Source organism: Citrobacter sp. Cpo040 (assembly GCF_030332915.1).
Lineage (GTDB): Bacteria > Pseudomonadota > Gammaproteobacteria > Enterobacterales > Enterobacteriaceae > Citrobacter > Citrobacter portucalensis.
In genome coordinates this window covers 124,211-149,577 of the sequence record NZ_JAOWGX010000034.1, presented here as the reverse complement: position 1 = coordinate 149,577, position 25,367 = coordinate 124,211, and the positions used below count along the sequence as shown (strand labels likewise).

Here is a 25,367-nt window from a genome sequence, read left to right as displayed (position 1 = left end):
AGCGGCACAAATAATGCTGTGGTGCAGGAAACCACAACTTAACCTTTGCTAATAAAGTAATTTCGAAAGATGACGATAATGGGTAATAAATGTAAGGCCGGAGGAACCACCATGAGCATGACCGTTAGCACTTTGGGTCAGGACATACTGCAAAGCACAGTAAAACAAACATCTTCAAGTACTGGCAACTCTGTTTCACAACAAATTCAAAACCTGAAAAAACAAATTGGAGAGTTGACAAAAGAACTCAGCGCCATGGGTTCAAAAATAAATGAAGTAACCTCCGAAGATGAGGCAAAACTGCTTAAACAGCAGATGGAGATGATTCAAAGGCAAATCGAGTCTATATACGCAAAAATTGCTCAATTACAAAAACAAGAAGCAGAAAAAAACCAAATGGTATCGGAAGCATTACCTACGGTAAGTGACAAATCAAGTTCGAACGTTGCAGGGAATAATACTAAAAATATTGATGTCTACGTTTAGCAGTTGCCCCCTCTCATTTTTCCTCTGAGCTAGAAACGACAAAGCATTGAGCATTGTGAGAACTTGTTTTCAAGTTAACGATTTCAGCTCGGCGATATGACAGGGGTACTGGTGTAATACACCTCGCGAATACCCCTGTCGTATCGCCGGAAAGCAAAAACCCCGCGCTGGCGGGGTTCTCGTTATATTCAAATTGTTCGCTTTTCGTCGCTGCCATCGTGGCGCAGCTCTGCCAAGCATGAATTAATTATTCACTTTGTTGGCCCGTTTTCAAACGTTTTTACGTCATAAAGCACTTATAGCTAATTCCCGCTGCCATTTTGTACAAATATCGTTCAATCAATGAGCTACTTGTTGCAAAACGATCGTTTTGAACGATCGATAAATGAAAATTGATCTGTAATACCAATTTTAATTGTGTGGTTATCGCACGTAGACTCAGGGCAAAACCTAATAAATGGAATTATCATGAGCCTTTATCACTACTTGGCCATATATATCGCGGGTTTCATCGCAATGTTTGCTTTGTTAGTTCGTGGGGATAGAGTACACGGCCTCGAATTTGACCTGGCTGATACGGTGATAACCTCCATTCTGTGGCCCTTCTACGCCGTTGCTATTATCTGTATTAAGATTTATGAGCGGTTTAAACAGAATCGTCAGTAATAGCCAGTTCCCCCGGCTACTGACCGGGGTTTTTGTTTCGAATTACAGACTCATTAGTCTCCCGGTCAGCTCCTCTTTTGGTATGACTAACCATCCTCTAACCCAGCTCTCATCTGGTTACGAACCGCAAGGAATGTTTTTGCTCTGAATATTTCCAGGCACCATCGCACACGCTTTCTCGCCTCCCCGTCGGTTAACCATGGCGCAATCGCCTGCAGCTCCCGGGTTATGTCTGATATTTTTTTTCGGGTGGTGTAATACTGAAGACCAACAACATAAACCGGATCGTTTATATCCAGCGCCTGCAATACGCATTGTTCAACAAAATCGACATCATCATTATGCAGAGCTTCATCAATCACACTGGCAGTTGACTGTGGCCAGAGAATGCTATGTGCCCTGTTCATCGCCTGCTGTCCACGGAATCCCTCTTCACGAGCCTGGTTCAACGCTGCGGTGAAGCGTTCTAACGCCTTATCTGACCAGTTCCGTCCCTTAAGCACATTCCAGCACGCGTGTCCTCGCGGCATACGTGGTGCTGTTTTTCCTCCCACCCCTTCCCCCCAGGTAGTGAGCAAGGATTTAATCCATCCGGACTGGATCCCCGTAAGAAGGATACATTTACCCAGCCAGCTTTTACGCGGCGCTGATGCGGCTTTACCAAGTGCTTCAAAATGATTGCGGCGTTGACGTGGTGTCATCCTGTTCATCTCCTTACGCCAGAACGCCGAGCCCATAAGCCCGATCCAGCACTCTGATTATCATTACCGGCTGAGGAACATTTTTTTGCTCAAACTTCACCGGGTCGTTATGTAGTTCTGTATGGCACTGGCGGCACAGGGGGATCGCAAAAATATCATGCGCCTTTGTTGCCATTCCTCCCTGCCCCCAGCCAATTAAATGGAGTGGGTCATCTGATGGTTTACCGCAGCATTCGCAGGGTTGTGTTTTAATCCATTCCAGATACCTGGGGGCCGTCCAGCGGACCCGCTTTGGACGTTTCATATAGGTTTGCGGGGACTCAGGATCGACCAGAACACCAACTATGGGCTTAACCGCAGGTACCTGCGCTGGTGGCAAGTTCACGGGTATTGTGCTGGCTTTAGCTGTAATGATGCTGGTGGCGGTTACACCCGGTTTGATATCGCATTCACGCATGACTGACTGATGTTCTTCCGAAGGAATACGGAGCGCCCGGCTGGCTACTGATTCGGGAATTACGTCGGTAATCCCCATACGAACAGCCCACCAGCAAAGCTCCGCTAGCGACAACTCTCTGGAAGAATCCATATTCAGCGCCACCATGATGCTGTTAATAATCCAGTTAACAACATTACGTCTCGCCAGCTCTGAAAGTTGTTCGCTGTAGTGGTCACGCAAATGGTTATCACAATGTCCACACAGGAGAACCGATCCAGGTTCATGACGCAGAGTGGTTAGCTCGTGATAATGGTAATCGCTGTGTGGCCACTGGCAGCAGCTACCGCCATAACGCAGAAGCCAGTAATCAAGGCCACTCAAATCACCAGCAGCCTTAATAACTTTTTCATCCAGGAAGAACGGCTTCAGGGAGTCGTCACTGGCAAGTGGCTGGCGAACGTCAGGAACACGGCCAGCAGGCAACCTTTCCATGCTTGCCGGCTGGCTTTCCACCAGCACACGTTCACAACTGAATAATGACATCAGCTCACTGCCCGGTTTGAGCAGCACAATTCCAAGCTCACGCGCAACCACCGGCTTCAGCAGCGCCCTCATTCTGCTATCTCCCCGATAATTATTTGTCCCTTCTCTCCCCATAATTTAGTGACGCGTGAATCCCAGATGTGAGCGTCATCTTCGTAAATGGCATCCATCAGCGCTTTCATCATGTTGTCGAAATCGGGTTTAGCCTGGTGTGGTTTACCGTTTAACTCAGCCCGTTTCTTTTTGCTCCAGCTCGCTGGCATCGGAAGCATGAAGGTGACATGCGAACCGCTTTCCGGCAGCTCAACACCCTGCAGACGAACTTCATCACAGAAAGCCCGGTAACGCAGAACCTCAGGACGCTTTTTCCATTTGTCAGCGCGCGTCATTCGGGGCTTGCCCATTGGGGTGATATCGTAGACTTTCACATTCACCTCCAGATCCGCTGTTGCCAGGTTCTGTCCTGGCGAGGAGGCTTAGATGCTTCCGGCAAGAACGCGCTGATCGTCCAGTGAATAAAGTCATTATCCAGACTACGCTCGGTCTTAATCTGCTTTGCTTTATAGCTGGCTTCCAGTTCGTCAGCCTGCTCAGTGGTGAGTTGTGTATGTTGAAACCAGCTTTTCTTCATAACGCACCTCTGGATGCGGCAAAAAGAAAATCGCTGGCGTTGGTTAACGTCAGTATGAGGGATTGCTTGAATTGATCTTGCGCCATGGGGCTTTTCTCCTGTGGCGCAGCAGGTATAGGTTGTTCAGGCCTATGACGGGAGTGTAACAGATTTTTGGGTAACGCGATAACCAGCCCTTTCCAGCATCTGGGTAAACAACGTAGGTGTACCAATAATTTCATTATCCTGAAGAGGCATGAAAGACACCATGCTACCGCGACGGTACATCAGGGCGCGCTCACACTCAGGAAATGATTGCAGCCTGGCAACGATGACTCCATCGTGACATCTGATGACTGCGTAGCCTTTTTTGGGCAATCCTAATTTTTCTTTCACTTAAACTCCCCCATGCAAACGGGATAAAAGTAACACCCAAAATAATTAATAAAACCAGTCGTCAGCACTTTCCCAGGTTTCCTGGAGGATAGTCTCTATTTTCTTTTTATCTTCCTTGTCACCACCAAGAACACTTAAGCCATCAGAGCCTGTACGACGTATGCTCAGGCTGCAGTTCTCATACTGATTACCCAACCTTTTAAGTAACTCTTTCTCCAGCGCCGGCACTGCTCCCTTTGGAAGTTCTTTAGTACGATCAATGGTGAGTTCAACTTTCATATTAGCCTCCACTGCATATACTGTATATTTGTACAGTACACCGATACATTGAAATGATCAATGACTTAAGAGCACAAATTGTTAACCTTAGCCTATAAATGAGATGCAAAAAAAACCCGCCGAAGCGGGTTCAATCCAATGAGGACTTGTTGTTTTGACACCATTGTAAGTATTGAGATATCAACGTCCTTAAATTTGGATAACTGCTTTGATTGGGATTGATTGCGCAACTTTCATATGCTCGTCTCCCCCTGCAACTTTTTCAGGTTCTGTCTAACATACCCAATCAAAATAACAACTGTGTCAGGTATCCCATAATAATCGCCATGCCCAAAATAACGGTCAGAAATGCAGCAATCAAGGGTGTTTTGAACATTGATTTAAGCAGTATTACTTCCGTCAGACTAGCTCCTGCGCTACCAATAATCAGAGCCATTACTGCTCCCGTTCCCATGCCTTTATCCATCAAGACTGATGCCAACGGAATTACTGCCTCAGCACGTATATACAACGGTATTCCAATAATTGCACTTAGTGGAATCGCAAACGGATTATCATTCCCAGCATGAGCAGCAATCCACTCTGCAGGTATAAAACCGTAGATAAACGACCCTATAACAATACCTAACATCAGATAAGGTAATACATCTTTAAATTGAGTCCAGGCATCCTGAAATGCCAGTCGTATCGCACCAGGCTCTCTTACTACACTTTTCGGGAAGAATTGTTTATTTGTTTGGCCCGTCTCGCAGCTCAATTCACAATTTGTGCCCCGAAATGCTGAGAAACTCTTAAACGTTTCTTGTGGTTTAGAACAACTATTAGCCCCTATGTCCTGTTGATTTGATACAGAACAGCAAGCTGAAACACTCTGTAGTTTAGTTTCAGGAGTTTTTCCACTGCTAACACCACAACAGCTAGCCAGCGGTTTTGATGTTTCGACAATATGTCGGTCAAAACCAAGCACATCTAACAAAATACTTGCCAGTACGGAAACTGTTGCAGCTATAACAGCGTATAGCAGGGTAACTTTCCAACCAAAAGTAACCCACATCAGACCAATGATTATCGGGTTAAGCAGAGGTGAAACAAACAAGAATGTAAGTGTTGGACCGAAGCCTGCTTTTGCTGATAACAGTCCGCGTAACATGGGAATTGTAGAGCAGCTGCAAAACGGTGTTACAGCTCCTAACAGCGATGCAAGTATGTAACCTCTCCCCTTTCTCGCCCCTAACATTCTTTGAATCTTTTGGTCCGGAATTTTTTGCCTGATAAGGCTAACACCCGCACTAATCAGAAAAAAAAGCGCAGACAACTCGACAGCAAGAAACAAGAACATCTCTGCCGCGTTAGTAAACATAGAAATCCAGCTATTCATGAACCCCCCTATAAACCATATTTCTAGAATAATCGAATTATTGAGGTTAGATCAACATATTTCTGGTATTATCGAAATATCAATAGATGAGGAAGGTACCATGCAACTAGAAGAAGTAGCTAAAGCTATGAAAGAATTAGGACATCCAACACGTTTGTTTATTTTCAAACACCTTGTTAAAGCCGGTGAACAAGGTTTACCTGTAGGTGATCTACAAAAACAACTTGCGATTCCATCTTCAACACTGAGTCATCATATATCCGCTCTTGTTTCCGTAGGTCTGGTCAAACAAAATCGCGAAAGCCGCTCCTTAATCTGCGTTTCTCAATATGACAAGTTAGAGTCGATTATTGATTTTCTACGCGAAGAATGTTGCATCAACAGTCCAAAGATTTAAATCGAGGCAATCCATTGTTTTTATTTGATAAAGGAGCCGCCTAAATAACAGGCGGCTCTCCTGTCGCTTATTTCAATTTTTTGCCTGCATCATCAACGACTTTCTCGCCATCTTCCTTGGCGAAAGCCCCTTTCTGAGCATCAGGAAGGATATCCAGAACAACTTCAGAAGGACGGCACAGTTTGGTTCCCAGCGGTGTTACAACGATGGGGCGATTAATCAGGATCGGATGCTGCAACATAAAGTTAATTAACTGGTCGTCAGTAAATTTATCTTCGGCAAGACCCAGTTCCTCATATGGCTCGACGTTCTTACGTAGTAACGCCCGGACGGAAATGCCCATATCAGCAATGAGTTTGACCAGCTCATCGCGTGAAGGTGGAGTCTCAAGGTAAAGAATAACGGTCGGCTCATTACCGCTGTTGCGGATCATCTCAAGCGTGTTACGCGACGTGCCGCAGGCAGGATTGTGATAAATGGTGATGTTGCTCATATCAGTATCTCATTACAAAGTGAAAGAGAGACGTAGCGCCAGCGCTGCCAGCGTTACAAACAGCACAGGCAGAGTCATGATAATCCCGGTGCGGAAATAGTATCCCCACGTGATGGTCATATTCTTCTGTGAAAGTACATGTAGCCAGAGCAGCGTTGCCAGGCTACCAATAGGTGTGATTTTCGGCCCCAGATCGCAGCCAATCACGTTGGCATAAATCATCGCCTCTTTGATGACGCCGGTTGCGGTACTGCCATCAATAGAAAGAGCGCCAACCAGCACGGTAGGCATGTTGTTCATGATGGAAGACAGGAAAGCCGTCAGGAAGCCAGTACCCAGCGTCGCGGCCCAGAGTCCTTTATCAGCCAGCACGTTCAGAACACCTGAAAGATATTCGGTTAGCCCTGCGTTGCGCAGACCGTAAACTACCAGGTACATCCCCAATGAGAAGATGACGATCTGCCAGGGTGCACCATGTAGCACTTTACCAGTGTTAATGGCATGGCCTCGTTTCGCCACTGCAAACAGAATTATCGCCCCAACCGCTGCAATCGCACTAACGGGAATACCGAGCGGCTCGAGGACGAAGAAACCAACAAGCAGGAGAATCAGAACTATCCAGCCAGTGCGGAATGTAGCCGTATCTTTTATTGCCTCTGTTGGTTTCTTTAGGAGGGCCAGATCGTAAGTTGGCGGGATGTCCTTGCGGAAAAACAGATGCAGCATAATTAGTGTGGCAATAATGGCGGCGATATCGACCGGTACCATCACCGATGCATATTCGGTGAATCCCAGACCAAAGAAGTCCGCCGAAACAATATTCACCAGGTTCGACACGATAAGCGGCAGGCTGGCAGTATCGGCAATAAACCCGGCTGCCATGACGAATGCCAGCGTGGTACCTTTGCTGAATCCTAATGCCAGCAGCATAGCAATAACGATTGGTGTCAAAATAAGTGCCGCACCATCGTTGGCAAACAGTGCCGCCACCGCTGCGCCGAGCAGGACGATATAGGTAAAGAGCAAACGGCCACGACCGTTACCCCAGCGTGAAACATGCAATGCCGCCCATTCGAAAAAGCCTGATTCATCGAGCAGCAGGCTGATGATAATCACCGCAATAAAGGTCGCTGTCGCGTTCCAGACGATATTCCACACCACCGGAATATCGCCTATATGCACAACGCCAGAAATCAAAGCCAGGCCCGCGCCCAGCGTTGCACTCCAGCCGATCCCTAATCCTTTCGGTTGACAGATAACCAAGACAATGGTCAGGACAAAAATAGCGCCTGCCAGTAACATACACCCTCCTGACAGGGCGGATCTGCCGCCCTGTATAAACAAAAAATTAACTCGCCAACTCTCTGAGTTTTTCAATACCTGTTGGCTCAGAAGCCAGTACCGGAACGAGCGCTATATGGTCAGCGTGCTGATTCTTAACAGCCTCAATCTGAGGCTGTTCCTGCTGAGCGCGCTGGCAAAGCAACGGAGAACGCGTATCCGCGATGGAAAGGCTGTTATTGATAATCCAGCCCCATGGATGAATCCCCGCTCTTTCAAGGTCAGCCTGTAGGCTTGCCGCTTCCAGTACCGGTGTGGTTTCAGGCAGAGTGACCAGCAGAACTTTGGTTCGTTCCGGGTCCTGAAGCTGCATCATTGGGGTAGTAAAATGACCTTTCTCCCCCATTTTTTTGGCAATCTCTCGGTGGTAAGCCCCGGTAGCATCCAGCAACAACAGCGTGTGCCCAGTGGGAGCTGTATCCATGACAACAAACCGCTTACCTGCTTCACGAATCACTCGGGAAAAAGCCTGGAACACGGCAATTTCTTCAGTACAGGGAGAACGTAAATCTTCTTCCAATAGCCGTTTCCCTGCTTCGTCCAGATCTTTTCCCTTCGTCTCAAGAACATGCTGGCGATAGCGTTCGGTTTCATCGTGAGGGTTGATGCGGCTGACCTGCAGGTTTTTGAGGCTGCCGTTCAGCGTTGTACTCAGGTGCGCAGCGGGATCAGAGGTGGTGAGATGCACGTCATATCCCATGTCTGCCAGCCTTACGGCGATAGCAGCAGCCATCGTGGTTTTCCCTACACCACCTTTGCCCATCAACATAATCAGGCCATGTTCACTGCGGGCGATATCATCGACCAGGTCAGAGAGCGATAAGTTTTCAGGCGTGTACAGGACGTTCGGTACCGGGAGCGGTAATGCATCAAAACGGGTATCCAGCAGCCCCTTCAACGCAGACACACCAACCATATTTACTGGCTGGAGTAATAAGGTATCTCTCGGTAGCTCAGATAAACCAGCAGGAAGATTTGCCAGTGCTTCCTGCTCCCGTTGCCATATCGCAGCAGCCAGCGCGTCATGTTCAGCTTCGGCTTTAGGCAGCACACCATTAATAACCAGGTACTGGTTTTTCAGGCCAATTGCGGCCAGTTCTTCATGGGTGCGGGCTACTTCCTGCAGCGTAGATTTTTGCAGTCGTGCAACCAGAACCAGGCGGGTACGTTCAGGATCGGACAACGCCTCTACCGCATGAGCATACTGCTCACGCTGCTTTTCCAGCCCGGCCATTGGGCCAAGACAGGAAGCACCATCCGGATTACTTTCAATGAAACTACTCCAGGCACCGGGAAGCTGGAGAAGGCGAATCGTGTGGCCCGTCGGCGCTGTATCAAAAATGATGTGATCGAAGCGGGTCAGCAGGGAAGCGTCTGTCAATAAGCCGGTGAACTCATCAAACGCCGCAATCTCAGTCGTACAGGCTCCTGAAAGCTGCTCGCTGATACTGTTAACAACGTCTTCAGGCAGAAGACCTTTGATAGGATCAACGATTCTGGAGCGGTATTGTTGGGCGGCTTCCTGAGGGTCAATCTCCAGAGCGGAAAGTTCAGTAACTGCTGTCACAGAGCGAATGGTGTTACCGATAGCCTGGTCGAATACCTGACCGACATTGGAGGCTGGATCTGTACTGACCAGCAAAACCCGCTTACCTTGTTCGGCAAGGCGGATAGCCGTCGCGCAGGAAATGGACGTTTTTCCTACGCCACCCTTGCCAGTAAAAAACAGGTAAGGCGGGATATTCTCTAAGAATTTCATATGTCCTCCTGACATATTCAGCAACAGGAAGTATTACCACCACAGCAGCTGGTGGGAGCTAACCCTACCTTCTCCAGCGGAATACCGAACCAGCGAGCCAGCTCAGCGCGTTTTGGGTATCGCCCAGCCATCACCGTTTCACCGTCCAACAGCAGTAGCGGAAGCCCTTCTGCTCCAGATGCTTCGAGGAATACTTTCGCTTTCTCATTATGAACAAAGCTCATGGGCTGCTGCGCCAGGTTATAACGTTCAACCTGTACGCCACGTCCTTTCAGCCACTGCACATCAGCAGAGAAATCAACCAGAACCTGATCGACATCTGAGCCACATACGCCGGTACTGCAGCACATTGCCGGGTCAAACACCGTTAACGTCTTCATTCTGAATACCTCACATTCGAAAAATCATATATGTTCAGGCAAATTTTTTAGATGCAAACAGCCTTACCGCTACCAGAGCAGTTTGCCGATGCCAGCTTACGGGCGATGGCCTGTACGTCGTCCTGTTGGCTTAACCAAGCCTGCTCAATTACCTGAGCAGCCCATGACGGAATATGCGGAGATAAGCGGTAGTGAACCCACTTGCCCTGCTTGCGATCCAGTAATAATCCACTTTCCCGGAGCATTGCCAGATGACGGGAGATCTTGGGCTGCGACTGATCCAGCGCCGTACAGAGATCGCACACGCATAGCTCTCCCATTTCTCTAAGCAGCAATACGATGCCCAGCCGAGTTTCATCGGAAAGGTTTTTGAAGAGTTGTAGAGAAGTTAGTTCAGCCATTTTAGTCTCCTGAATTCTCTCCGTAGTTTCCTGCAATAGTTGAGTGTCGTCAACCATCACATTCGAAAATTCGAATATGATGGCTATGTGGTTTTAATATCAGATTTACTGATTGTTCATTATTCAATTTGTTAATCCTGCCGCTTTTCGACGCCTGTATTCATCTATCAGTAATTGTGCTGGCGTTGGTCCTGCCGGATGGCGCGGCGCTTCCAGTTGACGTCGAATTGGTGGGACACTTAGTCCATTACCAACATGCTTCGACCACTTCGTGAGTAACTTTTCTGCCAGTCGTTTCAGCTCCCCCTCTGTCATTTGTCGTTCTACGCCCGTTCTCCGCATTTCAATGCAGATGTGATACAGCACGGGCTGAGGCCATGGATATTTATCGCTTCCTGAATACCGATATGACTCATTGCGCCAGCGCCGGTATTCCGTCATAACCTGCTCCGATTTCAGTCCGAATGGATTCGCACCACTCTCTGAAACCAGAGAAACAAACTCAGCCAGGTCAGGCGGCCATGTATTTCCCATCGCGCAGCGCTCCATGCATTGCTGACAGACCAGCCGAATTTGCTGTTCAGTCATCGAACCTATCTGGGCTATCCAGATAGGCGAAGGCTCCGCCCCGTTCTTCTGGGTCCATCGGTTCGAATACACCTCCCCCATGACCTGCCACAGTCGCCAGGCTGTTTCCGTCGCCATCAAGTCCATTCCTGCGGCGCCACTCTGCGTGTGCTGACTGAATTTGCTGAACTGCCCGGGATGCTGTTGGTTCTGATCCTGCTCCCACATGACTGTTACCTCCGGTTTCTGGTTTTACCTGCGTTCTCACCCGGGCTACATGTCGGGCAAATTTTTGTTCCCACTGGATTTGAGTAAAAACTTTCCCTTCCGACTCCCAATACGCGGTGAATTCTGCGAGTTCAGTCAGAAGGTAATCTGGTTCAGGCAGGGAGATACCCCACGATGCGGCGCGCTGTCGGAAGTCTCTGGAGGGAAGCCAGCTATCTGCCATGCTGAATTTCCCGATCGGTTCATCAACACCGTCCAGGTACCGGGGCATGGACGGGGATGGCAGTTCCTCCCCATTCGGATTTTTCATCGCGCCCGCGTTAAGAGAGGGGGTTAAGATCTGTTTACTGCTAACTGCTTTCTGGATACCTGATGGCAAAGGTTTAGCCAAAGACTTAGCCTTATCCTTAGGCAAGGCGAAAGCCTTATCAAAAGCCATCCCCATAGCGTCAGAAACCCCGTAGCAGGCGACTTTGAGAGCTTCATAAGCTTTATCTTTCAGTGAACATTCGGGCAGTAATTCAAACGATCTTGCCCAGGATTTGATCACGTTTACTGATGCTGGCGGATTATGTTTCACCGCATTAGGCAACCAAAAAACTCTGGCTTTAAGATCGGCTTCCACCATACCTAACGCTATGGCTTCACCTAAGGCTAAGTCGAAGGCTTCGACATCCCAGTTTAATTCTTCGGCCATAGCCGCCCTTCCCGCCTTATAAAGCCCGGGAATAATCCCTGTGAATGGACCTGTAAGCAGGTAAATAAACAGACTCTGCCCACTTGGCGGGAGTGGTGATAAGGCTCGAAACTTAGGATCATCCCACATGGTGATCTTCACCTTACGGTAAGGCTCGTTACTAGCCTTACTCTTAGGCATGGCCTTAGCCAAAGGATTAGGCATACTTCACCCCGCGAGTTGCAGTAATAATGGTCATAGGTCAAAACTCGATTAAAACAATTGCGGCGCTACGGCGCTTATACTCGCCAGTAGTGGTCCCGCCGCGTCAGCAGGTAGCATGTTGAACAATGCGATTGCCGCCTCACGAATTTCCTTCTCGAGCTTTTGTAATGGAGCGCCAATTAATTTCGCATGGTGTGCCTCACTGCACTCTTTGATAGCGTTCGCCACCAGCTCCGCTTCTGTGCTCGCATTACTTAACCCGTGCTTCCTGGCAATCTGAACTGGCATAGCAGCAATGATTGAGTCTGACAGCTGCATAACGTAAGCCGTGTACTTTTCTGACCCCCCTTCATTTTTCAGATATCGGAATAAATTCTGTTTATTAACAGCGATTCCGCGGCCATCTGCTTTGGCCCACTCTTCAGCCACCAGCTGAGCGATCCGTTCCTGTGCCTGTCCTGGTAATGTCGATTCCCATTCACGAACGGCGGCCAATATGGCACGGTGCTGGATACTGTCACGTCGCTGGGGTTTAAATTGATTTTGCGATTTCACCGCAGCGGCTACTCGTGGTTTATTATGGGAATAAGCTACTGATTGCATCTTTCAGACCTCGCTTTGTGGCGGAAATACACTATCAAGAGAGCAGGTGCGCCCTAACTCGTTAAGCTTCTCCACAATCAATCTGCATTCCGGTACCGCTACGTTCGTAACGCTCAATCATTTGATTGAAACGGATGAGCCAGTCCCGATAGTCATCAGGTAATACCCACGAATCGGTCAGAACTTCTTTACAGGAATCATACTGTGCGCGGTTCTTGAACCAAAAAACACTTATTGGTCGAGCGGCCAGTTTTATGTCCTTGCTGGCTAGATGGGAAATACCAGCTTATCACCGAGCCTGAAATGGAGAAATGACCGGTAAAACAAGGAAACCAAAATGATTGATTTTGCGCGTAAACCAGTGCGGTGTCAGGCCGTACATCTAAATCGCATTGAAGTAATCATTCGACTGATTTGCTACATGCTCGCCCAGAAGGGCGACCCGTCTGCCGACCAACAGACTGCAGTTCGTTCATAACGAGTTTGACCAATGGCTGTTGCCAGCATCAGTAAGGAAGTGACTATGGAATTTGGAATGAAACGTGTGGTGGCATCTGTTCAGGTGGTTGCCATCCTCAACAGGATTTACAACGGCAGCCCTGTTTCCGTCGCATCTATCAGTAAAGAATCAAAGCTGTCTGTGTCTTACCTCGAGCAGATTTTCTCGAAGCTGCGCAGAAGTGAAATCGTCACCAGCCAGCGTGGCGCTGGTGGCGGGTACCACCTTAGCAAAGCAAACCCCAGCGTGGCTGACGTCGTTCGCGCCGTTACTCACACGCCTGATTCATTTGAGCCCGTGCTGAATGCTCTGGAGTGGGTCCCCGTCGCACAGTTGGTGCAGGGAAAATCCCCTACCCCATAAAGCACAAAACCCGCGCAAGGCGGGTTAAGTACCCGGTCAGCCGACCAAAGCTTTCCGGAACGAGTTTTGACCAATAACCACTACCTTAGGCGGCGATCATCAGTTGCCGGGTATCTTACAATCCAATGGAGCCCGAACGCAATGTTAACGTATGCGTATCTTATTAAAGCCAAAGCGAAAGCAACTGAGGCAAAAAACCTGTTTTGCTGGTTCTCTGCGAAATCAGATTCCCGTGCAGAACGCGAAATCCTCAATATTCTCGAAGACAACGATATTGCCGTCGGTCGTGGCGCCGACTATCAATTACCTGTCCGCACCAACTGGTTTGTTGTTGACGATCTTCCTGAGGAAAGCACACTTGATGACACATGGTGCGATCGTTACGAACTGGCAGAAGATCAGCAAACGTGGCAACTGAAACAGAAGCCTGATCATGAGAATCAGGAGACTTCCTGCCAGCAAAAACCTGAAACTACCAGTGCCAATGTACCCACCAGCGATGCACCAACGTTGCTCCGCCCCATATCTCGCCTGCGCCTGTCTCAGCGACTGATTGCGCACCTGGTCAATGACACTGAAGAGAAGGAAATCAGTGAAGCGCAGCACATCCAGATCGGACAAATGGTACTGGACGAAAATGATCTCTATGTACAAAACCTGTTACTGGCCGTTGCGAATGTGCCGGCGGTGAAAGAGCTTTCTGCTCATGTTGAGTGGAAGCTGGCAAATGCAATAAAAGAAGTTTTTGACCGTGAGCAGGTCTATACCGTTGCTTCATTTGAGCAATTTATTACCGAATGGATTGAAGAACCAGAAAAGCGGGATCTTATCGTTCAGGAGTGGGTTAATAATAAGAAAGCACGAGTTGCGGGTGATGAACATGACACTCCACCTGTAACGCCAGAGCTTATTACCGTTGCGACTCTGCCGCTACGCCAGCGCCTCTTAGCTCAGTTTATTTCTGAAGAATATGCTTACCATATTGATACTGAGCAGAAGAAAACTATTCAGGAACTCGAACTGGATGTGGATAACAGCTATGTGCAGAACCTGCTGCTTGCCGCCGAGAATGTAGAACCATTCAGGAAAGCGCCAGAGATCGATATCTGGAAGATTGTCAGCGCGCTGAAAACCGTTTTTCCGGTTGATGGAAAACGAGTTGAACTGGTCACCGTCATTCAGTTCTTTAAGGCCTGGTTCAACACTGAACACATTGACCGTGGGCTGCTGGTTAAAGAGTGGTGTAAGGGCAATCGTGTGTCGCAGATTCAGCGCACTGACTCCGGAACCAACGCTGGTGGAGGCAATAAGACCGATCGCAACCCGCAACTTGTCCACACGCTGGATACTCTGGACATTGATATTGCGCTGGCCACACTTCCAATGGATTTCAACATCTACGATATTCCTGGTGGCGTTTTCCGTCGTGCAAAAGAGATCATTTCTAAAAACGAAAGTCCGTTCAAAGAGTGGTCCGCCGCCCTGCGCAAACGCGCTGGCATCCTGGATTATTCCCGCGCAGCTATTTTCGCGCTTATTCGTAGTGCAGAAGAAAACACTCACCATTTCCCGGAACTGCTGAGCCGTTACATCAACAAAAACCTGACTGAAACCGACCACCAGCACCCAACTGAAGAAACCCTGGCGGCAGCCGGTCACGTACCAGAAAAAAGCTGGGAAAACGAGATTAAAGAGAAGTCCACAGCTGAACAGAAGGCAATAGCCGAGCAACCAGAAATCGCCAACATGGGCAACGGTGTTTTCTCCATTGATGGCCTGATGGGTAACCAGCCGGCGCCAGCGCTTTCTGTCGTAGACCAGGTACGCCAGCGCGCCGTCGAAGAAAAATTACATCAAGCCAATACCGAGGAAACCACCAACGATGTGCAGATGGAAAAAACTGACAACAGCGAAATCAAAGCCAATCCTGATGTGCCTCAGGGCGAAGCAGCAGCTTTGCCAGTTGAAAGCACTGATGCAACTGGTGAGCCTCAAGCGTCCCTGAATAATGAACCCGTTCACCATATAGATACGGATCACCTGAACGCTTTTTATACTCACCTGATGGTTGATTTGGAAACTATGGGCAGCGGTCCTGATGCACCAATAGTCTCTATCGGCGCCGTATATTTTGATCCTTCAACTGGTAACACTGGTGCCGAATTTTACCAGGTTGTCAGTCTTGAATCATCGATGTCGTTTGGCATGAAACCGGATGCGTCAACAATTCAGTGGTGGTTGAAACAATCATCTGAAGCCCGCTCTGCAATTCTGGTTGATGAGGCCATGGGGCTGCGTGAAACCCTTGAACTACTGGCTGACTTCATTGCTGAAAATGCTGCTAACGGTAGTCACACTGTTCAGCTGTGGGGTAATGGATGCTCGTTTGATAACGTCATTCTCCGCCGCGCATATGCATTAACAGAGACTCCCTTCGCTGTTCCGTTCTGGAATGACAGGGACGTAAGGACCATGGTTGAACTGGGTAAATCTGTCGGTATCAACCCGCGCTTCGACATCCCATTTGAAGGCGGCATGCACAATGCGCTTTCTGACGCCCGGCATCAGGTCAAATACGTATCTGCAATCTGGCAGCGCCTGACAAAAAACTGATTTTAGGTTTTCACTTACAGCCAGCTACAGCATGTACTGTTGTAGCTGGCGGCATCGGAGTTATGTATGTCGCAACTCATTTTCAGCGAAGAGTGGATGGTTGAAGCGCGACTAACAGAAAAGACCGGCTTGTCGGAAAGACAAATTAAAAGTTATCGGTTGAATTTGTGGATCGAAGGCGTGCATTTCAAACATCTGACAGCTCTCGGGGAAACTGACAATTCTAAAGGTCTGCTTTGGTACAACTATCCAAAGATTAACCAATTAGTACAGGATGCATGATGGACTTTCCAACCGGCGTTGAGCTGCATAATGGAAAAATACGGATCACATTTACCTATCGCGGCAAACGTTGCCGCGAAGTCCTTCGCGGCTGGACGGTGAACAGCAGCAACATCAAAAAAGCTGGAAATCTTCGTGCGCTCATAACAAGTGAAATACAGCTCGGTAAGTTCGACTATGCGGAACGTTTCCCGGAATCCAAAGCGCTTAAGAAGTTCATCACAACCAAAAAAATTACCACGTTTAAAGAACTAAGTGATTTTTTTACAGACACCAAAGCCTTAGAGGTATCTGGTGCAACACTGCTATCGCTTACTTCGGTCGTAAATACGTTACTGCGTGTAGTCGGAGAAAATACCCGTCTGGTAGATATTGAGCATGCCGATATTTTGCATTACCGAAAGGAGTTATTGACCGGGACAATTATTAACCCGGCAATGCCGAATCTGACCAGGCAGGGCCGCGCGCCCTCAACAGTCAATAAACAGATGGCAGTTTTATCAGAAATGCTTAAGCTCGCAAACCGAAGCCAGTTTATATTGCATGCTCCTTATGAAGGAGTGTCGCGACTCAAGTTATCTAAAAATGATCCCGACCCACTTTTACTTCATGAGTACCAGGCACTGATAGCCGCCCTTCCCCGTAGCCAGGCATTAATCATTATTGTTGCCGTACATACGGGGATGAGGCCGGGCGAGATATGCGCCCTGGCATGGGAAGACATTGATTTGGTAAAAGGTGAAATCCACGTATCCAGAAGTTTGACGAATAAGCGAGTATTTGTACCCCCTAAGACAGATGCCGGAATAAGGACGATAACGTTGCTTAAACCTGCTCTGGATGCACTGAAGGAACAATACGAAGTCACCGGCGCTAATCCGAAGCAAGAAATTCGATTTCACCATCGGGAGATCGGAAAAACTGAGCAGCAATCTCTTCGCTTCGTTTTTTCACCAACAGCATATTCGTCAAAAAAAGGCAGTTACTTCTCCAAGAACTCGATTGCCTATGGCTGGAAGCGAGGCACTAAACTTGCAAATATCCGCGAAAGGAATCCTTATCAGTCACGGCATACCTACGCATGCTGGACGTTGATGGCCGGAGCGAACCCGTCATTCATAGCGAGTCAGATGGGACATGAAGATGCGCGCATGGTGTACGAGGTTTACTCCAAGTGGATTGGCGACATGAACCAGGATCAGGTCAACATGCTGAACAATCAGATGCCAACGGCACTGCCCCCAGGGCGCCCCCACGGGCAGGGGAGCATGAGAAAAGTTATTTAATTTCATAGCGCTGCTTTCAATCCACATAATCAGCGTTAAACTATTCATACCATTATTTTAGGGAGAAACGATGATGCGCGTACTGGTTGTCGAGGATAATGCTTTATTACGCCACCACCTCAAGGTTCAGTTGCAGGATCTAGGGCATCAGGTGGATGATGCAGAAGATGCGAAGGAAGCGGACTATTATCTGAATGAACATCTGCCGGATATCGCGATCGTTGATTTAGGACTCCCCGATGAAGATGGTTTGTCGCTGATCCGCCGCTGGCGCAGTAATGAGGTTTCGCTGCCGATTCTGGTATTAACCGCACGCGAAGGCTGGCAGGATAAAGTGGAAGTCCTCAGCGCCGGTGCTGACGATTACGTCACCAAACCGTTTCACATCGAAGAAGTGGCTGCGCGCATGCAGGCACTGATGCGCCGCAACAGCGGTCTGGCATCGCAAATTATCTCCCTTCCGCCTTTTCAGGTGGACCTCTCTCGACGCGAGTTATCCGTCAATGATGAAGTTATCAAGCTCACTGCGTTTGAATACACCATTATGGAAACGCTCATCCGTAATAATGGCAAAGTGGTCAGTAAAGATTCGCTCATGCTGCAGCTTTACCCGGATGCCGAGCTGCGCGAAAGTCACACCATTGATGTTCTAATGGGACGTCTGCGTAAGAAAATTCAGGCGCAATATCCGGACGACGTCATCACCACCGTGCGTGGTCAGGGATATCTTTTTGAACTGCGCTAATGAATAAACTATTGCGTCATTTTTTCCCGCTATCGCTGCGGTTGCGCTTTTTACTGGCAACTGCGGGCGTGGTGTTGGTGCTCTCGCTGGCCTACGGCATGGTTGCTCTGGTGGGCTACAGCGTCAGCTTTGATAAGACAACGTTTCGCCTGCTGCGGGGTGAAAGTAATCTGTTTTATACCCTGGCAAAGTGGGAAAACGGCAAGATAAACGTCGAGTTGCCTGAAAATCTCGATATGCAAAGCCCAACAATGTCGCTGATCTATAACGAAAGCGGTGAGTTGTTGTGGGCTCAGCGCAATGTTCCCTGGCTGACGAAAAGTATCCAACCGGACTGGCTAAAAACGAACGGTTTTCATGAAATTGAAGCCAATGTAGACGCCACCAGCACTTTACTGGGCGAAGATCACTCCGCTCAGCAGCAGTTAAAAGAAGTCAGAGAAGATGATGACGACGCCGAAATGACCCACTCCGTGGCGGTGAACGTCTACCCCGCCACAGCCAGAATGCCGCAACTGACCATTGTGGTTGTCGACACCATTCCTATAGAGCTAAAGCGCTCGTATATGGTCTGGAGCTGGTTTATTTATGTCCTGGTCGCCAATCTGTTGCTGGTCATTCCGCTGTTATGGGCGGCCGCCTGGTGGAGCTTGCGGCCGATTGAGTCGCTGGCGCGTGAAGTCCGTGAGCTTGAGGAACATCATCGTGAGATGCTAAATCCCGCCACCACACGCGAATTGACCAGCCTGGTTCGTAATCTCAATCGACTTTTAAAAAGCGAACGTGAGCGCTACGATAAATACCGCACCACGTTAACCGATCTCACCCATAGCCTGAAAACGCCACTGGCGGTACTGCAAAGTACGTTGCGCTCAATGCGTAACGAAAAGATGAACGTCAGCGACGCAGAGCCTATCATGCTGGAACAAATCAGCCGTATTTCCCAACAGATAGGCTATTACCTGCATCGCGCCAGTATGCGTGGCAGCAGTGCCCTACTCAGCCGCGAGCTGCACCCGGTCGCGCCGTTGCTGGATAAGCTCATCTCGGCGCTGAATAAGGTGTATCAGCGTAAAGGGGTCAACATTAATCTCGATATCTCACCTGAGATCAGCTTTGTGGGCGAACAGAATGACTTTGTCGAGGTGTTGGGCAACGTCTTGGATAACGCCTGTAAATATTGTCTGGAGTTTGTCGAGATTTCGGCGCAACTGTCTGAGGATCAGCTGCATATTCTGGTTGAAGACGATGGTCCTGGTATTCCGCAAAGCAAACGGGAAGTGGTGTTTGACCGCGGACAGCGCGTAGATACACTACGTCCCGGACAAGGCGTCGGTCTGGCGGTGGCGCGAGAAATCACCGAACAGTATGACGGGCAGATTATTGCTGGTGATAGCCTGCTGGGTGGTGCGCGCATGGAAGTTATTTTTGGTCGCCAGCAGCCGGGCCAGAAAGACGAGTAATCGTCGCATGTAATAAATATGTACTGACTTCACGCTTGAGGTTAAGTATCCGTTATAATCGGTTGCAGATACCAGCCTGCGGGATGCTCACTATGGAATACCAACTCACACTTAATTGGCCCGATTTTCTTGAACGCCACTGGCAGAAACGCCCAGTGGTCTTAAAACGCGGGTTTAATAACTTTATTGATCCTCTTTCTCCTGACGAACTGGCTGGACTGGCAATGGAAAGCGAAGTCGACAGCCGACTCGTCAGCCATCAGGATGGTAAATGGCAGGTTAGCCACGGTCCCTTCGAAAGCTACGACCATCTTGGCGAGAACAACTGGTCTCTGCTGGTGCAGGCGGTCAACCACTGGCACGAACCTACCGCCGCGCTGATGCGCCCGTTCCGTGAATTACCGGACTGGCGTATCGACGATCTAATGATTTCTTTCTCTGTACCCGGCGGCGGCGTTGGCCCGCACCTGGATCAGTACGATGTATTTATCATTCAGGGAACCGGTCGTCGTCGCTGGCGCGTAGGCGAAAAGCTGCAGTTGAAGCAGCACTGCCCTCACCCGGATCTTCTTCAGGTCGACCCGTTCGAAGCCATCATTGATGAAGAGCTGGAACCCGGCGATATCCTGTACATTCCACCGGGATTCCCGCACGAAGGCTATGCGTTAGAAAACGCGATGAACTATTCGGTTGGTTTCCGCGCGCCAAACACTCGCGAGCTGATCAGCGGGTTCGCCGATTACGTTTTACAACGCGAACTGGGCAGCACCTATTACAGCGATCCGGACCTGCCACCGCGCGATCATCCGGCAGATGTTCTGCCGCAGGAGATGGATAAGCTGCGCGAAATGATGCTGGGCCTGATTAATCAGCCAGAACATTTCCAGCAGTGGTTTGGCGAATTTATCTCTCAGTCTCGTCATGAGCTGGATATTGCCCCGCCGGAGCCACCGTATCAGCCAGACGAAATTTATGATGCCCTGAAACAAGGTGATGTGTTAGTGCGTCTGGGCGGGTTGCGCGTATTGCGCATTGGCGATGACGTCTACGCTAACGGTGAGAAAATTGATTCGCCGCATCGTCCTGCGCTGGAAGCGCTGGCCAGTCATATTGTGCTGACGGCTGAGAACTTTGAGGATGCGCTGGAAGATCCTTCTTTCCTTGCCATGCTTGCCGCGCTGGTCAACAGCGGGTACTGGTTCTTCGAAGGGTAATGCGGACTGTGCCTGATACGACGCTATGCGTCTTATCAGGCCTACTGGAGTGAAATATTGTAGGCCGGATAAGCAAAGCGCCATCCGGCAACTACACATGCTTTACTTTTGTTTCGTGGCCAATTCAGCAATACGCACAATCACCTGCACCGCTTTTTCCATTCCTTCCAGGGTTACAAACTCATGCTTGCCATGATAGTTGTAGCCGCCGGTGAACAGATTCGGACACGGTAATCCCATAAATGACAGCTGTGCGCCGTCAGTGCCGCCACGGATCGGTTTCAGCACAGGCTCAATATCACAATCGCGCATCGCCTGCTGGGCGATATCCAGCACGTGCGGATGCTCAATCACTTTTTCGCGCATATTGTAGTAACTGTCTTCAATCACCAATTCGATATAACAGTCCGGGTGTAACCCTTTGCCGACCTTCTTGGCGATATCCATGATCTTACGTTTACGCGCTTCAAACTGCTTACGATCAAAATCACGAATAATGTAGTGCATATCCGCCCGATCGACCGTCCCTTTCATGCTCGCCAGATGATAAAAGCCTTCGTAGCCTTCCGTCTTTTCCGGGCTTTCATCTGCCGGAACCTCTGCATGAATACGCGCTGCCAGCGACAGCGCATTCACCATCACCCCTTTTGCGGTGCCGGGATGCACATTGTTGCCAACAATTTTGATATTAACCGACGCGGCGTTGAAGTTCTCAAACTCCAACTCACCTACGCCACCACCGTCAACGGTATAGGCCCACTGCGCATCAAATGCCGGAACATCAAAATGCTTCGCCCCTTTACCCACTTCTTCGTCCGGCGTAAAGGCCACGCGGATATCACCGTGCGGAATATTTTTTTGGATAAGCACAGCCAGTGCGGTCATGATTTCCGCCACGCCTGCTTTATCATCCGCGCCCAGCAACGTTTTACCGTCTGTGGTGATCAGCGTCTGACCCAGAAGTTGATGCAGCACCGGGAACATCACCGGCGATAAAACTTCATCACCAATGCCTAACGCAATATCGCCACCGCGATAGTTTTCAACGATTTGCGGATTGACATTTTTACCGCTGAAATCCGGTGAGGTATCCACATGGGAAATAAAGCCGATCGCAGGAATATTGCCAGCAACGTTCGCGGGTAACGTTGCCATCAGCGTGCCTTTTTCGCTCAGTGAAATATTAACCAGCCCCATCTCTTCGAGCTGTTGTTTGAGCAGTTGTAATAATTTCCACTGTCCTTCGGTGCTGGGTACCTGCCGCACGCCCGATTTTGATTGGGTGTCCAGCGACACGTAGTGTAAAAAACGCTCAAGTAGTTTATCCATGCAGTCACCCTCACTTTTTGTGACAACATTATCAATAAGCAACAAAAGACAAATATTGCGTCAGGTCACTTTTATCCCCGCAAGTGAGAATATTTCGCCCTGACATCCCCTCTGACTATAGGGCTAAGTCAGTAATTCGCAACAAGGATTGGCGATTACAATGGTTTGCCGTAGAATAACGGCCCTCATTAAGAGTCATCAAGGTGGTTAACCACAAACCCCGCATCGGTCAGCCATCCGTTGCGTTTACATGGGACAGAGTAAAAAATTGAATAAACAACCGCGTTCGCTTTCTCCACTGGTGCAATTAGCGGGAATTCGCAAAAGTTTCGATGGCAAAGAGGTGATTTCCAGCCTGGATTTGACCATCAATAATGGCGAGTTTCTTACGCTGCTTGGCCCCTCTGGCTGCGGTAAAACAACCGTTCTTCGCCTGATTGCCGGTCTGGAAACGGTTGATTCCGGTCATATTTTGTTGGACAACGAGGACATCACTCACGTTCCAGCGGAAAATCGCTACGTGAATACCGTCTTCCAAAGCTATGCGCTATTCCCCCACATGACTGTGTTTGAAAATGTGGCCTTTGGTTTGCGCATGCAAAAAACGCCCGCAGCCGACATTTCTCCCCGCGTTACCGAAGCCCTGCGCATGGTGCAACTGGAAGAGTTCGCCCAGAGAAAACCGCATCAACTTTCCGGCGGACAGCAGCAGCGCGTAGCGATTGCCCGAGCAGTGGTCAACAAACCCCGCTTACTCTTGTTAGATGAATCCCTCTCTGCGCTGGACTACAAACTGCGTAAGCAGATGCAGAATGAACTGAAAGCACTGCAGCGTAAGCTTGGTATCACTTTTGTCTTTGTCACACACGATCAGGAAGAAGCGCTAACCATGTCCGACCGCATCGTGGTGATGCGCGATGGTAAGATTGAGCAGGACGGTACGCCGCGCGAAATCTACGAAGAGCCAAAGAATCTGTTTGTCGCCGGGTTTATCGGCGAGATCAATATGTTTAACGCCACGGTGATTGAACGTCTGGATGAACAGCGTGTTCGTGCTAACGTTGAAGGCCGCGAGTGCAATATTTATGTCAACTTCGCGGTAGTTCCCGGACAAAAGCTGCACGTCCTGTTACGCCCTGAAGATTTGCGCGTTGATGAAATCAATGATGATAATCATATCGAAGGCCTGATCGGCTACGTGCGTGAACGCAACTACAAAGGCATGACGCTGGAATCGGTTGTGGAACTGGAAAATGGCAAAATGGTGATGGTCAGCGAATTCTTCAACGAAGACGATCCTGACTTTGACCACTCGCTCGACCAGAAAATGGCAATTAACTGGGTAGAAAGCTGGGAGGTCGTACTGGCTGATGAAGAGCACAAGTAAATTCCAGAGTGTGGTGATCTTCACCATTGTCGGTTGGCTTGTGTTATTTGTCTTTCTGCCCAACCTGATGATCATCGGCACCAGCTTTTTGACCCGTGACGACGCCAATTTCGTCAAAATGGTCTTTACGCTGGAGAACTATACGCGCCTGCTCGATCCGCTCTATTTTGAGGTACTAGTTCACTCCCTCAATATGGCGCTGATTGCCACGCTCGCCTGTCTGGTACTCGGCTACCCGTTTGCCTGGTTTTTGGTGAAACTGCCGGAAAAAGTACGCCCGCTGCTGCTGTTCCTGCTGATTGTTCCGTTCTGGACCAATTCTCTGATTCGCATCTACGGACTCAAAATTTTCCTCAGTACCAAAGGCTATCTCAACGAGTTTCTGTTATGGCTCGGCGTTATCGATACACCCATTCGCATTATGTTTACCCCCAGCGCGGTGATTATCGGGCTGGTATACATCCTGCTGCCGTTTATGGTGATGCCGCTCTATTCCAGCATTGAAAAGCTCGATAAACCGCTGCTGGAAGCCGCACGCGATTTAGGCGCCAGTAAGCTTCAGACCTTCACCCGCATCATTATTCCGTTGACGATGCCGGGGATTATCGCCGGATGCCTGCTGGTCATGCTGCCCGCAATGGGGCTGTTTTACGTTTCCGACTTAATGGGCGGCGCGAAAAACCTGCTGATTGGTAACGTAATTAAAGTTCAGTTCCTGAACATCCGCGACTGGCCGTTTGGTGCAGCCACCAGCATTACGCTGACTATCGTGATGGGGCTGATGCTGCTGGTCTACTGGCGCGCCTCCCGCCTGCTGAATAAGAGGGTAGAACTCGAATGATCGGTCGACTGCTTCGCGGCGGTTTTATGACCGCTATCTACGCGTATCTGTACATTCCAATCATTATTTTGATTGTGAACTCCTTTAACAGCTCGCGCTTTGGCATCAACTGGCAAGGTTTTACGACCAAGTGGTACGGTCTGCTGGTGAACAACGACAGCCTGCTGCAGGCGGCGCAGCACTCGCTGACGATGGCGGTGCTATCCGCCACGTTTGCCACCTTGATCGGCTCACTCACTGCGGTCGCGCTTTATCGTTACCGTTTTCGCGGTAAGCCGTTCGTCAGTGGCATGCTGTTCGTGGTGATGATGTCGCCGGATATTGTAATGGCAATATCTCTGCTGGTGCTGTTTATGCTGATCGGCATTCAACTGGGCTTCTGGTCGCTGCTGTTCTCGCATATCACTTTTTGTCTGCCTTTTGTGGTGGTGACGGTTTACTCTCGCCTGAAAGGTTTTGATGTCCGCATGCTTGAGGCGGCTAAAGATTTGGGTGCCAGCGAAGTAACTATTCTGCGCAAGATAATACTGCCACTGGCTATGCCTGCGGTGGCTGCGGGTTGGTTGCTGAGTTTTACGCTGTCGATGGATGATGTTGTTGTTTCATCTTTCGTCACCGGACCGGGTTATGAAATTTTGCCATTAAAAATCTACTCAATGGTTAAAGTCGGCGTATCACCTGAGGTGAACGCGCTGGCGACCATTTTGTTGGTTCTGTCGCTGGTTATGGTGATTGCCAGCCAGCTTATTGCACGTGATAAAACCAAGGGCCGCTAAG

28 protein-coding genes and 1 pseudogene are annotated in these 25,367 nt (G+C 49.2%); 13 read left to right on the top strand and 16 right to left on the bottom strand.

Annotation, left to right across the window (positions count from 1 at the left end):
* The first annotated feature begins 111 nt into the window (after nucleotides 1–111).
* Entirely contained in the window at nucleotides 112–486 is a 375-nt protein-coding gene (locus OGX86_RS05420) for a FlxA-like family protein (RefSeq protein ID WP_044700589.1), read from the top strand.
* 752 nt (nucleotides 487–1,238) lie between these two features.
* Here the strand turns inward: OGX86_RS05420 and OGX86_RS05415 are convergent.
* From OGX86_RS05415 to OGX86_RS05385, 7 genes are all read right to left on the bottom strand, one after another.
* On the bottom strand, nucleotides 1,239–1,853 hold the full coding sequence (locus OGX86_RS05415; protein WP_044700635.1) for a hypothetical protein: 615 nt from the start codon (nucleotides 1,851–1,853) through the stop codon (nucleotides 1,239–1,241).
* Nucleotides 1,854–1,866: 13 nt separating this feature from the next.
* On the bottom strand, nucleotides 1,867–2,907 hold the full coding sequence (locus tag OGX86_RS05410; protein WP_286639501.1) for a DUF968 domain-containing protein: 1,041 nt from the start codon (nucleotides 2,905–2,907) through the stop codon (nucleotides 1,867–1,869).
* On the bottom strand, nucleotides 2,904–3,263 hold the full coding sequence (locus OGX86_RS05405) for a RusA family crossover junction endodeoxyribonuclease (RefSeq protein ID WP_044700591.1): 360 nt from the start codon (nucleotides 3,261–3,263) through the stop codon (nucleotides 2,904–2,906). The genes OGX86_RS05410 and OGX86_RS05405 overlap by 4 nt, the downstream gene beginning before the upstream one ends.
* Before the next feature lie 2 nt (nucleotides 3,264–3,265).
* Nucleotides 3,266–3,466, bottom strand: a complete 201-nt coding sequence (locus tag OGX86_RS05400) for a hypothetical protein (protein ID WP_044700593.1) — start codon at nucleotides 3,464–3,466, stop codon at nucleotides 3,266–3,268.
* Nucleotides 3,467–3,595: 129 nt separating this feature from the next.
* On the bottom strand, nucleotides 3,596–3,841 hold the full coding sequence (locus tag OGX86_RS05395) for a hypothetical protein (protein ID WP_071681812.1): 246 nt from the start codon (nucleotides 3,839–3,841) through the stop codon (nucleotides 3,596–3,598).
* A gap of 45 nt (nucleotides 3,842–3,886) precedes the next feature.
* Entirely contained in the window at nucleotides 3,887–4,120 is a 234-nt protein-coding gene (locus OGX86_RS05390; RefSeq protein ID WP_044700595.1) for a DinI family protein, read from the bottom strand.
* A 286-nt stretch (nucleotides 4,121–4,406) separates the two neighbouring features.
* On the bottom strand, nucleotides 4,407–5,498 hold the full coding sequence (locus OGX86_RS05385) for a permease (protein WP_044700597.1): 1,092 nt from the start codon (nucleotides 5,496–5,498) through the stop codon (nucleotides 4,407–4,409).
* 100 nt (nucleotides 5,499–5,598) lie between these two features.
* On the opposite strand from OGX86_RS05385, the gene OGX86_RS05380 reads away from it, so the two are divergent.
* Nucleotides 5,599–5,895: an ArsR/SmtB family transcription factor gene (locus tag OGX86_RS05380; RefSeq protein ID WP_038641364.1), complete on the top strand. Its 297-nt coding sequence runs from the start codon at nucleotides 5,599–5,601 to the stop codon at nucleotides 5,893–5,895.
* Between the two features lie 67 nt (nucleotides 5,896–5,962).
* Here the strand turns inward: OGX86_RS05380 and arsC are convergent, their stop codons facing one another.
* From arsC to OGX86_RS05340, 8 genes are all read right to left on the bottom strand, one after another.
* On the bottom strand, nucleotides 5,963–6,388 hold the full coding sequence (gene arsC / locus OGX86_RS05375) for a glutaredoxin-dependent arsenate reductase (RefSeq protein ID WP_038641366.1): 426 nt from the start codon (nucleotides 6,386–6,388) through the stop codon (nucleotides 5,963–5,965).
* Between the two features lie 12 nt (nucleotides 6,389–6,400).
* A complete protein-coding gene (gene arsB, locus OGX86_RS05370; RefSeq protein WP_038641369.1) occupies nucleotides 6,401–7,690 on the bottom strand; it encodes an arsenite efflux transporter membrane subunit ArsB in 1,290 nt (429 codons plus the stop codon).
* 46 nt (nucleotides 7,691–7,736) lie between these two features.
* The gene (gene arsA, locus OGX86_RS05365) at nucleotides 7,737–9,488 is read right to left on the bottom strand and encodes an arsenite efflux transporter ATPase subunit ArsA (protein WP_044700601.1); all 1,752 of its coding nucleotides are present in this window, start codon (nucleotides 9,486–9,488) and stop codon (nucleotides 7,737–7,739) included.
* 17 nt (nucleotides 9,489–9,505) lie between these two features.
* The gene (gene arsD, locus OGX86_RS05360) at nucleotides 9,506–9,868 is read right to left on the bottom strand and encodes an arsenite efflux transporter metallochaperone ArsD (protein WP_038641374.1); all 363 of its coding nucleotides are present in this window, start codon (nucleotides 9,866–9,868) and stop codon (nucleotides 9,506–9,508) included.
* A gap of 47 nt (nucleotides 9,869–9,915) precedes the next feature.
* Nucleotides 9,916–10,269: an As(III)-sensing metalloregulatory transcriptional repressor ArsR gene (arsR, locus tag OGX86_RS05355; protein WP_044700602.1), complete on the bottom strand. Its 354-nt coding sequence runs from the start codon at nucleotides 10,267–10,269 to the stop codon at nucleotides 9,916–9,918.
* 123 nt (nucleotides 10,270–10,392) lie between these two features.
* On the bottom strand, nucleotides 10,393–10,938 hold the full coding sequence (locus tag OGX86_RS05350) for a replication protein P (protein WP_122984015.1): 546 nt from the start codon (nucleotides 10,936–10,938) through the stop codon (nucleotides 10,393–10,395).
* Nucleotides 10,850–11,965 carry a DnaT-like ssDNA-binding domain-containing protein gene (locus OGX86_RS05345; protein ID WP_286639500.1) on the bottom strand — a complete coding sequence of 372 codons (1,116 nt, stop codon included), beginning with the start codon at nucleotides 11,963–11,965 and terminating at the stop codon, nucleotides 10,850–10,852. The genes OGX86_RS05350 and OGX86_RS05345 overlap by 89 nt, the downstream gene beginning before the upstream one ends.
* Before the next feature lie 48 nt (nucleotides 11,966–12,013).
* Nucleotides 12,014–12,568 (bottom strand): toxin YdaT family protein, encoded by a 555-nt coding sequence (locus tag OGX86_RS05340; RefSeq protein WP_044700607.1) that lies wholly within the window; start codon nucleotides 12,566–12,568, stop codon nucleotides 12,014–12,016.
* 334 nt (nucleotides 12,569–12,902) lie between these two features.
* On the opposite strand from OGX86_RS05340, the pseudogene OGX86_RS05335 reads away from it, so the two are divergent.
* The 8 genes and pseudogenes from OGX86_RS05335 to roxA form a co-directional block, all read left to right on the top strand.
* Nucleotides 12,903–13,046: pseudogene (locus tag OGX86_RS05335) on the top strand (hypothetical protein); the annotation flags it as partial.
* A gap of 45 nt (nucleotides 13,047–13,091) precedes the next feature.
* Nucleotides 13,092–13,430, top strand: a complete 339-nt coding sequence (locus OGX86_RS05330) for an RrF2 family transcriptional regulator (RefSeq protein WP_224776500.1) — start codon at nucleotides 13,092–13,094, stop codon at nucleotides 13,428–13,430.
* 141 nt (nucleotides 13,431–13,571) lie between these two features.
* The gene (locus OGX86_RS05325; RefSeq protein ID WP_052946585.1) at nucleotides 13,572–16,043 is read left to right on the top strand and encodes a 3'-5' exonuclease; all 2,472 of its coding nucleotides are present in this window, start codon (nucleotides 13,572–13,574) and stop codon (nucleotides 16,041–16,043) included.
* 66 nt (nucleotides 16,044–16,109) lie between these two features.
* Nucleotides 16,110–16,325, top strand: coding sequence for an excisionase family protein (gene xisR / locus OGX86_RS05320; RefSeq protein ID WP_032943036.1), 216 nt, complete (start codon nucleotides 16,110–16,112; stop codon nucleotides 16,323–16,325).
* Nucleotides 16,325–17,611, top strand: coding sequence for a site-specific integrase (locus OGX86_RS05315; RefSeq protein WP_044700610.1), 1,287 nt, complete (start codon nucleotides 16,325–16,327; stop codon nucleotides 17,609–17,611). The genes xisR and OGX86_RS05315 overlap by 1 nt, the downstream gene beginning before the upstream one ends.
* A gap of 73 nt (nucleotides 17,612–17,684) precedes the next feature.
* Nucleotides 17,685–18,356: a two-component system response regulator PhoP gene (gene phoP, locus OGX86_RS05310; protein ID WP_003846709.1), complete on the top strand. Its 672-nt coding sequence runs from the start codon at nucleotides 17,685–17,687 to the stop codon at nucleotides 18,354–18,356.
* A complete protein-coding gene (phoQ, locus tag OGX86_RS05305; RefSeq protein WP_048226883.1) occupies nucleotides 18,356–19,819 on the top strand; it encodes a two-component system sensor histidine kinase PhoQ in 1,464 nt (487 codons plus the stop codon). Before phoP ends, phoQ begins: the two co-directional genes overlap by 1 nt.
* A gap of 92 nt (nucleotides 19,820–19,911) precedes the next feature.
* A complete protein-coding gene (gene roxA, locus OGX86_RS05300) occupies nucleotides 19,912–21,033 on the top strand; it encodes a [50S ribosomal protein L16]-arginine 3-hydroxylase (RefSeq protein ID WP_003030786.1) in 1,122 nt (373 codons plus the stop codon).
* A gap of 102 nt (nucleotides 21,034–21,135) precedes the next feature.
* Here roxA and pepT read toward each other — a convergent pair whose 3' ends face one another.
* On the bottom strand, nucleotides 21,136–22,362 hold the full coding sequence (gene pepT / locus OGX86_RS05295; protein WP_128317071.1) for a peptidase T: 1,227 nt from the start codon (nucleotides 22,360–22,362) through the stop codon (nucleotides 21,136–21,138).
* A 250-nt stretch (nucleotides 22,363–22,612) separates the two neighbouring features.
* On the opposite strand from pepT, the gene potA reads away from it, so the two are divergent.
* The 3 genes from potA to potC are packed head-to-tail and all read left to right on the top strand — an operon-like array spanning nucleotide 22,613 to nucleotide 25,366.
* A complete protein-coding gene (gene potA, locus OGX86_RS05290) occupies nucleotides 22,613–23,749 on the top strand; it encodes a spermidine/putrescine ABC transporter ATP-binding protein PotA (protein WP_003832287.1) in 1,137 nt (378 codons plus the stop codon).
* Nucleotides 23,733–24,590, top strand: coding sequence for a spermidine/putrescine ABC transporter permease PotB (gene potB / locus OGX86_RS05285; protein WP_008784439.1), 858 nt, complete (start codon nucleotides 23,733–23,735; stop codon nucleotides 24,588–24,590). Before potA ends, potB begins: the two co-directional genes overlap by 17 nt.
* A complete protein-coding gene (gene potC / locus OGX86_RS05280) occupies nucleotides 24,587–25,366 on the top strand; it encodes a spermidine/putrescine ABC transporter permease PotC (RefSeq protein ID WP_006684943.1) in 780 nt (259 codons plus the stop codon). Before potB ends, potC begins: the two co-directional genes overlap by 4 nt.
* The last annotated feature ends 1 nt before the right edge of the window (nucleotide 25,367 follow it).